Source organism: Lysinibacillus sp. NPDC093190 (assembly GCF_050280425.1).
In the GTDB taxonomy this organism is placed as follows: domain Bacteria; phylum Bacillota; class Bacilli; order Bacillales_A; family Planococcaceae; genus Lysinibacillus.
This window is the reverse complement of the sequence record NZ_JBNNVG010000034.1, coordinates 272-13,978: the sequence shown is the minus strand read 5'-3', so window position 1 is coordinate 13,978 and position 13,707 is coordinate 272. Positions and strand designations below refer to the sequence as shown.

Here is a 13,707-nt window from a genome sequence, read left to right as displayed (position 1 = left end):
TTTGTTCTATAGAAAAAGAGAACTACCCAAGTTTAAGGTAGCTCTCTTAGAAGATTCATTTATTTCGCATCATATAGAAAGCGGTAATTTTGCCTCGAAAGCTTGCTGTAATTTACGAGTCCATTCACCTGGAACTCCAGCACCGATTTTGTTTCCATCAACATCGATAACAGGTGTTACTTCAGAAGATACAGATGACACAATTACCTCATCCATTGTTAATAAATCAGCCTTTGTCATTGGTTCTTCAATAACAGATAAATTAATTTCCTCAGCACATTTCAAAATAACTTGGCGTGTAATACCATTTAAAATGAAGTTATTTGCAGGGTGTGTATAAAGCTTACCATCTTTAATGCCGTAAACATTTGCTGATGAACATTCTGTTACGATGTCACCGCGATGTAAAATAGCTTCATAGCAACCTTTTTCAGATGCTTCCTGTTTTGCCAATACAGCACCTAATAAGTTTAAAGATTTAATATCACAACGTAACCAACGAATATCCTCTACAAAGGTAGCCTTAACACCTTTTTCAAAATTTTCATATGAACGCTCGCCAGCTTTGACATTCCCAGTTAATACAGCTGGAACACTTGCGTCTGGGAAAATGTGATTACGAGAAGTTGTACCACGTGTGATTTGGAAGTAAACATGACCCGTTTCCAAATTATTTTTTTCGATAAGTTCATGTAATAATTTGTGTAATACGTCTTTAGTATAAGGAATGACAAGACGAATTTTTTCGGCACTCGCATAGAAACGATCAATGTGTTCTTGTGCTGTGAACATATTTCCGTTATAAACTTTAATTACTTCATAAATGCCGTCACCAAATTGGTAACCTCTGTCTTCTGGAGATACTGCAATAGATCCTTCTTCAACGATTTGATCATTCCATAATGAATATGCCATGTTTCATACATCCTTTTCATCTTTAAGTTTTTTGTTTCCTGCAAGTTCAACAATTGCTTCAGCATAAATAGCTGTTGCTTTTATGAGATTTTCAATGACGACAAACTCATCCACACGATGCGCCACGTCAGGTTCACCTGGGAATAGCATGCCAAATGCCACACCTTTTTTCATCACACGTGCATACGTACCACCACCTGTAGAAAGTAAAGGCGTTTCATAATCTCCTGTTTGACGTCTATAAATACCTGCTAAAGTCTGGATAAATGCATCGTCCTCGCTTACATAATGAGGTTTTGAGTCATCTTGAATATCCAATGAAAATCCTTTTGCTACAGCTAAACATTGTGCTTCCGTAATTTTTTCATCAAACGGATATGTGACAGAATAACGCATGCTAATTACCATACTGCCACCTTTAGCCACATCATAGGTTACAATGCCTGGATTTAATGTAGTTTTACCAGACATTTTGTCCTCAAATTGTAAATCAAGCTTGTTACCATAATGATCTTGATAAAAAACATCTGCGGTAAAGTCGACAAATTGTTTACTTGCCTCTGTCGTCAACTCTTGTTGTAAAAATGCTGTAAGATAAACAGCTGCATTGACACCTTTTTCCGGCTCCATTGCATGGGCTGCTTTACCTTTGATAGTTATTATATAGTGAGAACCCTCGATTAATAAAGAGCCTTCTAGCTGATTTTTGCTTAAAAATGTGTGAAAATTCTGTTCGAATTGTGGGGAAACAAACTGCACCGTTGCTTTTGCAAAATCAGGTACCATATTTGGTCGCTTTCCAGCATTAAATAATAATAGCTGTTCTTTCGAAGCATCGCCTGTTTTATTTTGAGAGAACACTAGCTCTGCAATGCCTTTTTCAGCATTGATGAGTGGGAAATCCGCATCTGGTGCAAATCCAATCGCCGGCATTTCCTCATGTTTAAAATAGTGGTCGACACAGCGGAAGCCTGTTTCTTCATCCGTACCGATAATCATCCGTACTCTTTTATTAAGCTTAATGCCTGCATCTTTGACAAGTTTCATGGCCATCCATGCCGCAATTGTTGGGCCTTTATCATCTATTGCACCACGAGCAAATAGCTTACCATCTGCTACAGTGCCGCTAAAAGGTGGGTATGTCCAATTTGATTCATCACCAACTGGTACTACGTCAACATGACATAAAATACCTAATAAATCATCACCTTCACCCATCTGTATGTGACCTGCATAATTATCGATATTTTTCGTTTGTAGTCCTTCAACTTGGCCCTTTACTAATAACCATTCAAGAGCCTTTAGTGGACCATCACCAAAAGGTACTTCAGTTGTAATCGTATTCTCATCGAGAACACTATTAATTTGCACAAGCTCCTGTAACTCTTGTATCAATTCATCTTGCCTTTCCTTTGCAGCTTGTAACCAATCCATTTGATGTACCTCCCTCAATGTATTAACATTATTCTACTCTTTACAACGTAAATTACAATCATCTTTCTGACAACTTTTCTAAATCTTACTTTGAACGCTACCACATATAGCACGTTTTTCACTTATTCCCACAAAATACAGTATAAATTTTATGTCTTAATTGTAAATTTCCCTTGCATTCACTAGAAAATTGACTAGCTTTTCTATATAATGAAGTTATCAGAATAATTCTGACCTATAAAATTAGAAAAGGGGATGTCTAAGGCAGCTACTTATTAGCCTAAGTGCACTCCGCACATATTGTCGTCCGCTAGTCTTTGCCAAGAGAATTAAGATGAAGGAGTGGTTCATTTATGAAACCAACTACTGATCGAATGCTTAATCGTATTAAAGACGTGTACATGTTTATTTTAGACAAAGGAACCGTGTCTACACAGGATTTAGTCGAAGAGTTTAGTATCACTCCTCGCACTGTTCAAAGAGATTTGAACGTGTTAGCCTTTAACGATTTGGTGATGAGTCCAAGTCGAGGCAAATGGACAACGACGAAGAAAAAAGTAAAAATGACGTCTTAGTTTTTACGTGTAACACGTAAAGCATTTTGTATGGGAAAAGAATGACCTTTCGTCGTGGTCATTCTTTTTTTTGTACTATTTTTTGATCACCCCACAATTTATCATGCTCCCAAGCAAATACCTCTCAAAAGATTGTGATTACTTTAAGTGACATTTTTTAAACGTATGCCAGTTGATTGGAGTGAAGGTTAAGAGCACCACGTCCTGTGATAACACCTTCGTGACCAACATCCTTTTAAGCAGCTCATCGGACGCCCCCAGGAAGCTTTGCTCTGCGCGAAAGCGAAGCGCCAGCAACAAATGTTTTATCTGTGCGAAAGCGAAGCGCCAGCAACAAATGTTTTATCTGTGCGAAAGCGAAGCGTCAGCAACAAAGCCCCCAGTCGGAACGGAAATCAACCCCACATTATGGTGATGAGCCATATTTATGCAAAGCATTTCTCCCCTATAATTGCTAAGCATCCATGTATTTTTTAAAATATTCGTTTTCTCGGCGTTATCTCCAAATATTTTTTGACTATTTACAATTGATTAATAATCCGTTAAAATCGAAACATTCTACATTTTGAGAGGAGGATTCTATGAAACTTCCCAAACTGTTTCATCCACTTGTTTGGATTATTTTAGGGGGAACTATTTTCACACGCATTGCAAGTTTTATGGCAATGCCCTTTTTAGCAATTTACTTACATAATGAAATTGAAGCATCCCCTTTACAAATAGGCTTGACGATTGGTATTGCACCGTTAATCTCCACTATAGGCGGATTCTTTGGTGGTTATTTAACTGACCGATTTGGTAGAAAAAACGTCATTTTGCTTACGATTATTGTTTGGAGCATTGTGTTCTTTGGCTTTGCAACAGCACAAACGATTTGGTTCTTTGTAGCATTGAATGCCCTTAATGGCTTATGTCGCTCCTTCTTTGAACCCTCGACACAGGCATTAATGATTGATTTTACTCCTGCTGACAAACGAAAAAGATTGTTTTCGTTTCGTTACACAGCCATTAACATAGCCGCTGTTATCGGTCCTATCATTGGTGTTTATATTTCTCAATTGTCCAGCCCAAGTATTCCATTCATGCTGACAGGGACTATGTATATTATTTATGCCGTATTTTTATTTTTCGTTTTAAATCGCTATGAAATGCAACAACCAAAAGCTTCAACACCAACGAAAATACTGCAAACCTTTACGATTCTATTAACAAATCGTGTACTACTAAGCTTTATTTTTGGGGCAATTTTAATAAATATTGGTTACTCTCAATTTGATTCAACATTGCCACAAATCATTGAACTTAAAATTGAAGATGGTGCCAAGCTCTATTCTCTACTAATCTCGCTAAATGCAGCAGTTGTGTTATTACTACAATTACCGATTAGTATACTTTCAGAACGTTTTTCATCGACAGCTACTCTCTTAGTAGGGATTCTGTTCTTCGCGTTTGGTCTTTTATTATTTGGCTTCTCAAATAACTATCCGTTATATATTATCGCTATGATTATATTCACGATTGGTGAAATTTTCGCCTTTCCGACTATGAATGTCATGATTGATGAAATTGCGCCTGATACACAAAAGGGAACCTATTTAGGAGCAGCTCAATTTAAAAATTTAGGGGGCTTTCTTGGACCAATTCTTGGTGGGTGGCTGTTAACACATTATATGAACGCAATGTTTGCGGTCATTGCTGTTCTAGTTTTATGCAGTTGTCTATTTTATAGATCAAAGCTTAAGCCGCAACAGGAATAAAGTGGCTCATCACCATAACGTGTGGTTGATTTCCGTTCCGACTGGGCGCTTTCCTGGGGGCGTCGGGGCAACAGGATGTTGGTCACGAAGGCGTTATCACAGGATGTGATGATTTTAGCCTTCGTTCCTCTATTGCTGATCCCCAATATTTTAACAAATGTCATCCACAACTTTTGGTGATAAGCCAATAAAATGTAAGTAATAGGGCTTTTACGGGAGTTAACTTCAGACAAAAAATCGCTCCATTTCTAGAAGCGAATCTCAAGCATTTGATATACTTGCTTGGACTCACTATTAGGGATGGAGCGAGCAATATTACAATTCATCCTTAAAATTTTATGTGGCTTTAACTTTCTTCATTAGCAGGAGCCTTTACATAACTTGTGTATTGGTCTTTACCAGCATTTTTCGATTGATATAATGCCTTATCTGCACGCTCAAATAAGCTTCTTTCTGACTCATCAGGATGAATGCAAATGGCACCGCCCATACTGACTGAAAGTACAGACCATCTATCAACAGAAACTTTATCCTCATACTTCAAGAGACGAATTTTCTCCAAAATAGAATTCGCTAATTTTTCCATATTTTCATCTTTCGTATCATATAAAACAATTGCAAATTCATCTCCACCAAATCTAACAACAAAGCCGTTTTTCCCTACTTCTTGTTTTAAAGTTCTTGCTGTTTCAATCAGAATTTTATCACCTTCGACATGTCCAAATCGATCATTTACTTGTTTAAAATTATCTAAATCTAACAGCAATAAACCAGGTTGATTCGTCTTCCTTTTTCTTAATAAATTGTCCATTTTTCTAATATAGGTAGCACGATTATAAACATTTGTTAATGGATCATATGTTGCGAGATGAATCGTTTTGGAAAGGAGTTTGTTGATGACTAATAGCATGATGAAAGAAGTTACTAAGGCAATACAAAGCAATATCTGAAACTGCTTTGTATTTTTAGTTAGCGCTCTTATTTCTGTTAAATTCCCATATTTTACATACACAACTCTTTTAGAGGCATCTCCCCGATCCGTTTCTGCTTTATATGGTAAAAAACGGTATGTCTCGATATAGCCATTTTTAAACTCCTTTTGATATTCCGTTGGCTTCATCGTTTTTTGTGCTAGCTTAAAATGCTCTTGAAACATTTTCGATTGATCATTTACAGTTATTTTACGGGATTTAGAATTATCAAAGAAAACCCCTCCCGCATTTATCGTTTGTACTTCTAACAAATCAGCATATTTATCAATTAGATAGTTTGCAGTCTTTTCGAAGTTAAAGGTTTGAAATACAGGATCATCAAGTAAGTCTATTCCTACCTCAAATAAATATTTTTTGTCAGGTGTTGCTAAATAGGCAAATTCCCGATATCCCCCAGTGGTTGTTGAAATATCTATACCATCATTGTAGAATTCCCCGCTTGCTCGACGTTCGTCTAGTAAAGTGGAAAAACGTGTGCAGCATTTAGAAAAATCTAAACCTTTATCTTTTTCAAAAGTTGTATAAATTACGGTATTTGATCGGTCGAGTATGTACACATCCATTCCATGTTTGTTTTTTATTTTCTGCAAATCCCACTTTGCTATATATGGGTTTTCTTTATAAAATGTAATTAGTTCACGTAGTACTTCTTCCATTTTGCCAGAGATATCTTTATCAAAATAAAAATGTGCATTATCTACCGTTTGCATATCTGTCAGAATATGATTTTCAATTAATGTTCTATTCAAAATTTCTTGTTTTTCTATATCCGCCGTAAGTATTTGCCTATTGACATAAAAAATTACAGCCACCAGTATTAATGCAAAGGCAATTAAAGATATTAATAATTTTATTCTTAAGTTTTTCATGAACTTACCCTCTACTTATTTTCACCATCATTTTTTCTGAAACATTTAGAGATTTATTAGTACGATAGACTAAATGGCTTTTCACTAAAAGTTATATTAATTATATTATTACTGGTATAAGTATGTATATAAAAAATGCCTCGATACTAATCGTCGTTAGCATCGAGGAATTCTTTAATCCCTATTTTGTAAGCAGGCTAGCTCTTCAGCCGTTAATTCTCGATATTCACCTAACACTAGACTGTCATCTAGCTTTAGGCTGCCCATCGATAGGCGTTTTAAATACGTTACACGTTTACCAACAGCTTCAAACATACGCTTCACCTGATGAAACTTACCTTCTTGGATCGTTAACTCAATTTCTGATTGCTGAGCAGATTTTAATATGATGAGCTCCCCTGGTTTTGTTACATAACCATCGTCTAGCTCAACACCTTGAGCAAATTTCTCACAGTCTTCCTCAGTCACAATTCCTTCTATTTGTGCATAGTAAACCTTTGGCACATGTTTTTTAGGAGACAATAAATTATGTGCCAATATGCCATCATTTGTTATCAGCAATAATCCCTCTGTATCTTTATCTAGGCGACCTACAGGGAAAGGCTGGAAATGTTGATGTAAAGGCTCTAACAACTCGATGACGGTTTCATCTCGTAAATCTTCCGTTGCAGAAATAACTCCGGGAGGCTTATTCATCATAAAGTATACAAATTCTGTATAGTTCACACGTTCACCAAATATGGAGACCTCCTGCTTTTCAGGATCAACATGTAATGCTGCATCCTTCGCATATGCGCCATCTACTGTTACTGCTTTTTGTTTTAGAAGCTGCTTAACTTCCTTGCGTGACCCGTAACCCATATTCGACAGTAATTTATCTAAACGCATTAGTACCTCCTATTTAATTCCCAGTTTGTTCGTAATTCTTGTCAATCGTTCACCGAGAAGCTTTTGTGCTAAGCCTAGGCGTAAAGACAAATAGCCATATACTGCTACACCTACTCCAGCACAAATAACAGAATAAACAAATGCAGAGAATTTACCACTTACTGGTCCCATTAATAACACTAAAAGTTTATGAACGATTAGTACACTTACCGCCATTGCCGCTGTCAAAAGAGAAATGAGCATGACACGACGAATAACCATTTCTGATCTGTAGTTCAGTGTTTTTCGTAGCACAAGCATATTAATGATAATTGAAACACTATAGCCAATAGCTGTAGCAAGAAGTGCGCCATCTGCCTCCATCCAACGAATTAACGGAATGTTAATCGCTAGCTTGACGAAAATTCCAGTTAATAAGCTAAAGACAATCCACTTTTGGAAGTCAATGCCCTGTAAAAGAGCTGCTGTCACTTGGAATAATGCAAATAAAATAGCAACAGGAGCATAATGGGCTAAAATCATAGCCCCCATCTCGCTTTCAGTATAGAGCATAAAGTAAATTTCATTTGATAACAATGAAATCCCAACTACCGCAGGCAATGTAATAAAAATTAATATTTGATATGTTTTATCCATTGCATGTCGTAGCGATAAATATTCGCCTTGCGTAAAGTATTTTGTAATCGTCGGTACTAGTGCCGACGAAAAACCTGTAGCTAACATTACTGGGATAATGACAACCTTTTGTGTTGTAAAGTTAATCATTGATAAATACTTATCCGTTACTTCCGCTAAGCCTATAGATATCATAGCTCCATTAAACGTTAGCATATCCACTAATTGGAACAACGGATTGGCTACGCCTACAAATACCATAGGAATTGAATACGTAATTACTTCTTTATATATGTTGGACATTGGTAGCTGTGTAGACGTCACACTTTGACTTCGCAGTAAATCAAATTCAGGTTGATATTTCTTCCAATAATAATAAAGTACTAGCAACCCACCAATTGCCCCAATAAAGGCAGCAAATACTGCAAAAGAAACAGCCGTTTCTGGTTTCCCGTTGAAAACTACCACAACTAAGAATGAACCACCTAATAACACAACAATACGAACAATTTGTTCCACTAACTGAGAAACCGCTGTAGGCTCCATTTTGTCATAGCCTTGGAAAAATCCACGCCAGAGACTCATAAATGGCACGACAATTAACGCAAAGCTAACCCAGCGAATAACCGAAGCAATTTGCTCTACCGTAAATGCCTGTTCATCACTTTTTATAACAAGACCCGCTATTGGCGTAGCTAACATAAAGAGAACAATAAATGCAGCTAACCCCGTACACATCATAATAAGTATGCCTGATTTCATAAGCTTGCGGCCTGATTGGTAATCACCCAATGCATTGTATTTAGAAACAAACTTAGATACAGCAATTGGCGCACCTGAGATGGCTATTGCTAGCATTATCGAATAGGGAATATATGCATATTGATAGAGGGCAACATTTTCCTCACCCACAATCGCATAAAAAGGAAAAATATAAATTAATCCCAGCACCTTCGATAAAAACATTCCCATTGTTAATATCGCGGTACCTTTCATTAAATTGGACATCGTACCCATCCATTCATCGTAAAATCAATATTTTCATTATCGTAACACTTATAAAATATTAACTGATCAATTATGCCTCGGCATAATTGCGTCCGGAATCGGCTTTGTGCTTAGGCCTGCACGAGGGCCGACACGATGTCGGTCATTTCGGTAATGCCACATTACCGATGCAGGTCAGTTAGCCGTTATCGCATGGATGCGATGATTTTAGGCTAACATCCTTTATGAACCTCTTTCCGATTCCGTGACATCCGCCGGAGGCTTTAGGCCAACAGGATGTTGGTCACTCAGTCGTTGCCACAGGACGTGGCGTTCTTAGACTGAGTTCCTTTATTTCAGCCGATGTTTGGACACCCGCTGAAAAGGGACATAAAACCGCATTCATCTCACCACCTATAGAGGTGGGAGACTTCTGCTGAAAGAAGTTAAAGATGCTTGTTTCAGTACAAGCAGAGCAGGCGTTTTTCAAAGCATTCGAGGTTTAACCCTCTTTCTGCTACTTGAGCAGTTTTACTGGGCCAACAAAATTCAGCAAAAAAAACAAGAAAGCACATAATCGCAAAATATTAAATAAGTAAACCAACTGTAATCTTAACATATTTATAGGTAAACAGACGCATAAATACATTAAAAAGTTCTAGAAGCTCCATAAAAAAATAGCGGTTATGTCCTCCCCACGGAAAGTAGAAGGCTCAAAATAATCGGTGGAGATTAAGAAAACCCCCACCGATTAAAGCTACTTCTCTATTACATCTCTACGAAAAATTGTTTATACCATACTAAGAACACATAGGCTGTCCAAATATAACGTCCACGATTTGCTTTTCCTTCATAGTGCTCATCTAGATAGCCTACTAATTGTTTTGTATCAAAGAATTCATTAGCAAAGTCAGTTGTAAACATTTCTTTTACCATCTTATAATACTTTTCTTCACGTAGCCAGTGACGAATTGGCACTGGGAAGCCAAGCTTTGGACGTTTTGCCCATTCTTCAGGTAACTCCTGATGCGCAGCTTGACGAAGAACATATTTCGTATCAATGTCATTTACGCGATACTTTGATGGAATGTTTTTCGCTAATTCCATCACTTCTTTATCTAAAAATGGTACACGTAATTCTATAGAATGAGCCATACTCATTTTATCTGCTTTTAATAAAATATCGCCTGGCATCCAAAGATTTAAATCAAGATACTGCATTTTAGTAACATCATCATCACCTGGAACTTCATCGTAAATACGTTTTGTAATCGATTTTACAGATGGACCATTTTTATAGTCTGGTTTCAATACATTTAATGCATCGTCTTCGTCCCATACAACCGCTTCCCCAATGAAGCGTTCTTCTACTGTTTGTCCACCTTTAACGAGGAAGTTCGAATATTGATTTTTAGGTAACGCCTCTGCTATGCCACGTAACGCTTTACGAATACCAAATGGAATTTTCTCATATTTTTGCATTTTACCAGAATTTTGGTACCATGAGTAACCACCAAAAATTTCATCCGCACCTTCACCTGAAAGTACTACTGTTACATCCTTCGATGCTAACTCTGAAAGGAAGTAAAGTGGTACAGAAGATGGGTTTGATTGTGGCTCGTCCATATGCCACTGAATTTTTGGTAATGCTTCAAAACACTCATCTGCCGAAATATATTTACGTTCATTTTGAATATTTAATGTATCCGATAAATCTTTTGCTAAATTTGTTTCATTAAACATATCCTCGTAGTCAGAGAAACCAACAGAGAAGGATTTATCAGGGCGTAATAATGAAGTAATATAACTTGAATCAATACCACCTGATAAGAAAGAACCAACCTTTACATCACTTATTTGATGCGCGTCTACTGATTCACTTACAGTCGTACGAATGTCTTCTACATATTTTTCAATTGGAGCTTCTTTGGCATGGAATTTTTTATCCCAATACTGCACAATTTGCTTTTGTCCATTTTGAATAAGCATATAATGTGCTGGTTGTAATTTGTACACACCTTTAAAGAACGTTTCGTCCATTGAAGAATATTGGAACGTCAAATAGGGACGTAGCGCATTTTTATTTAATTCTTTAATAAATGATGGGTGTGGTAAAAATGATTTAATTTCTGAACCGAAAATAAAAGTACCATCTGTTGTGTTTTCTGTATAATACAGTGGCTTAATACCAAAGCCATCACGAGCGATGAATTGTAAATCATTCTTTTTATCCCAAATACAGAATGCGAACATTCCGCGAAGCTTTTTGACAAATTCTACTCCGTATTCAACATAACCATAAATAATAACTTCACTATCAGAGTGTGTTTTAAAGTTGTGACCTTTTTCAATCAAATCAGCACGTAGCTCTTGGAAGTTAAAGATCTCTCCATTAAATACGAGAACGATGTTACCATCCGCACTGTATAATGGCTGATTTGCCACGTCTGATAAGTCGATAATACTTAATCGACGGAATCCTAACGTTACTGTATCATCACTGTGAATCCCACCGCTGTCTGGTCCACGGTGAATAATTGTATTCATCATATTTTCGATCGTTTGATGATGATCGATCACATTTGTTCCATTAATATAGCCTATAAATCCGCACATTCTATTTTTCACCTCATAATTTAGTGCATAACCTTTACCATAATAGCATGAAAAGACATTCATTTCATACAGACAATACAGATAAAGCATAACTTTCATCAGTGAGTTTATTCTACACCGATTATTCGTTCAACCAACGAGCACTTTCTCTCTCTTAAAAACACTTCAATTTTCCATCTTCCATCTAAAATCCACACATGAAAGCTCTTCACCGAAAGTTTCGGATGACATTGTGTTAAAAAGTATATCATGGGTATAAGTTGATTGTAGTGGAGACTGGGCGACTTCTCGGGGATTAGCGTCACAGATGAGATCCTGCAGCGAAACGAAGCGGCTCATCGGACGCCCCCAGGAAGCTTTGCTCTGCGCGAAAGCGTAGCGTCAGCAACAAATGTTTTATCTGTGCGAAAGCGTAGCGTCAGCAACAAAGCGCCCAGTCGGAACGGAAATCAACCCCACGTTATGGTGAGGAACTACTTAAAGTAGAAGATAAGGAATTATAAAATACTTTTATTTTATTTTCAATGTGAAAGAAGCCCCTCTATATAGACTTCATGTATAATAGGAAAGATTCCTAATTTGAAGAGAAAGTGAGTTTAAATATATGTACGATGTTATCGTTATCGGTGGAGGCCCATCTGGTTTAATGGCTGCTGTCGCTGCTGCAGAGCGTAAAAAGAAAGTATTATTACTAGAAAAAGGGACAAAGCTTGGCAAAAAATTGGCCATTTCAGGTGGTGGTCGCTGCAATGTCACAAATCGTTTGCCTGTTGAAGAAATAGTCAAGCACATACCTGGAAACGGTCGTTTTCTTTACAGCCCATTCACGGTTTACAATAACGAAGATATTATCGCATTTTTCGAAGGACTTGGTGTGGCATTAAAAGAGGAGGATCATGGGCGTATGTTCCCTGTATCTAATCGCGCGCAAGATGTTGTAGATGCACTTATTCGTCAGCTTCAGAGGCTACATGTTGAAGTACGCTTAAACACACCCGTTAATAAGCTTCTAATGGATGATGAGAAAATTCTCGGTGTACGACTTACAGATGGCACAGAAATTCGTAGTGAGGCAGTAGTCGTAGCCGTTGGTGGGAAAGCTGTTCCACAAACAGGCTCAACAGGAGATGGTTATCCATGGGCAGAACGTGCTGGCCATACAATTACAACACTTTTCCCTACTGAGGTTCCCGTACTTTCAAAAGAGGATTTTATTCAAGCTCGTGAGCTACAAGGGCTAGCGTTACGCGATGTCGCTGTCTCTGTTTTAAACAAAAAGGGCAAAGTGCTCGTCACACATCAAATGGACATGCTCTTTACTCATTTCGGATTAAGCGGTCCTGCTGTTTTACGCTGTAGTCAATTTGTCGTGAAAGAATTAATGAAAACAGGTTACGAGCCTGTGACAATGCGTATTCAAACACTTGTTGATTATAATGAAGAAACATGTCTGCAATATTTAAACAGACTCATTAAAGAAGATCCAAAAAAAGCGGTGAAAAATGTTTGGAAAGGAATTGCACCTGAAAGCTGGCTTCTATTTTTATGTGAACGTGCAGATATCGATGTACAACTGACTGGCACTGAATTATCACAGGAAAAAATCCGCAATTTAGCTAAACTACTCGTTAATTTCACAATGACAGTTAGTGGTACGCAATCCCTTGAAAAAGCATTCGTCACTGGAGGTGGCGTCTCTGTTAAAGAGATTGAACCGAAGACAATGGCTTCAAAGAAAAAAGCTGGTTTATTTTTCTGCGGAGAAATCCTTGATATTCATGGCTACACGGGTGGCTATAATATAACGTCAGCACTCGTTACAGGACGTATTGCAGGGATGAATGCAGCACTGTAATATACTCTGTATCTCGGACTTCTACCAGCAATTTTTCGTGAGTTATCGGCGATTCTAAGTCTTTTATCAGCGATTTTCTGCGACTTATCAGCGATTCTAAGTCTTTTATCAGCGATTTTCTGCGACTTATCAGCGATTCTAAGTCTTTTATCAGCGATTTTCTGCGACTTATCAGCGATTCTAAGTCTTTTATCAGCGATTGTA

At 37.4% G+C, this 13,707-nt stretch carries 9 protein-coding genes; 3 read left to right on the top strand and 6 right to left on the bottom strand.

The window, feature by feature from the left end:
• Positions 1-69: 69 nt before the first annotated feature.
• Both dat and pepV read right to left on the bottom strand, forming a co-directional pair.
• On the bottom strand, positions 70-915 hold the full coding sequence (gene dat / locus ACQKOF_RS21145; protein WP_427561359.1) for a D-amino-acid transaminase: 846 nt from the start codon (positions 913-915) through the stop codon (positions 70-72).
• A 3-nt stretch (positions 916-918) separates the two neighbouring features.
• A complete protein-coding gene (gene pepV, locus ACQKOF_RS21140) occupies positions 919-2,349 on the bottom strand; it encodes a dipeptidase PepV (RefSeq protein ID WP_427561356.1) in 1,431 nt (476 codons plus the stop codon).
• Positions 2,350-2,702: 353 nt separating this feature from the next.
• Between pepV and ACQKOF_RS21135 the strand changes: the two genes are divergently transcribed.
• Together ACQKOF_RS21135 and ACQKOF_RS21130 are read left to right on the top strand one after the other, a co-directional pair.
• Positions 2,703-2,924, top strand: coding sequence for a DeoR family transcriptional regulator (locus ACQKOF_RS21135; RefSeq protein WP_036118795.1), 222 nt, complete (start codon positions 2,703-2,705; stop codon positions 2,922-2,924).
• Between the two features lie 581 nt (positions 2,925-3,505).
• Complete coding sequence (locus tag ACQKOF_RS21130; protein ID WP_427561353.1) at positions 3,506-4,681, top strand: MDR family MFS transporter; 1,176 nt, start codon at positions 3,506-3,508, stop codon at positions 4,679-4,681.
• A gap of 346 nt (positions 4,682-5,027) precedes the next feature.
• Here the strand turns inward: ACQKOF_RS21130 and ACQKOF_RS21125 are convergent, their stop codons facing one another.
• The 4 genes from ACQKOF_RS21125 to asnB form a co-directional block, all read right to left on the bottom strand.
• The gene (locus tag ACQKOF_RS21125) at positions 5,028-6,542 is read right to left on the bottom strand and encodes a GGDEF domain-containing protein (RefSeq protein WP_427561350.1); all 1,515 of its coding nucleotides are present in this window, start codon (positions 6,540-6,542) and stop codon (positions 5,028-5,030) included.
• A gap of 174 nt (positions 6,543-6,716) precedes the next feature.
• On the bottom strand, positions 6,717-7,430 hold the full coding sequence (locus ACQKOF_RS21120) for a pseudouridine synthase (RefSeq protein WP_427561348.1): 714 nt from the start codon (positions 7,428-7,430) through the stop codon (positions 6,717-6,719).
• 9 nt (positions 7,431-7,439) lie between these two features.
• Positions 7,440-9,053 carry a putative polysaccharide biosynthesis protein gene (locus ACQKOF_RS21115; protein ID WP_427561346.1) on the bottom strand — a complete coding sequence of 538 codons (1,614 nt, stop codon included), beginning with the start codon at positions 9,051-9,053 and terminating at the stop codon, positions 7,440-7,442.
• A gap of 747 nt (positions 9,054-9,800) precedes the next feature.
• Complete coding sequence (gene asnB, locus ACQKOF_RS21110; protein WP_427561343.1) at positions 9,801-11,648, bottom strand: asparagine synthase (glutamine-hydrolyzing); 1,848 nt, start codon at positions 11,646-11,648, stop codon at positions 9,801-9,803.
• Between the two features lie 604 nt (positions 11,649-12,252).
• Here asnB and ACQKOF_RS21105 point away from each other — a divergent pair.
• Positions 12,253-13,503: an NAD(P)/FAD-dependent oxidoreductase gene (locus tag ACQKOF_RS21105; protein ID WP_427561340.1), complete on the top strand. Its 1,251-nt coding sequence runs from the start codon at positions 12,253-12,255 to the stop codon at positions 13,501-13,503.
• Positions 13,504-13,707: the final 204 nt, after the last annotated feature.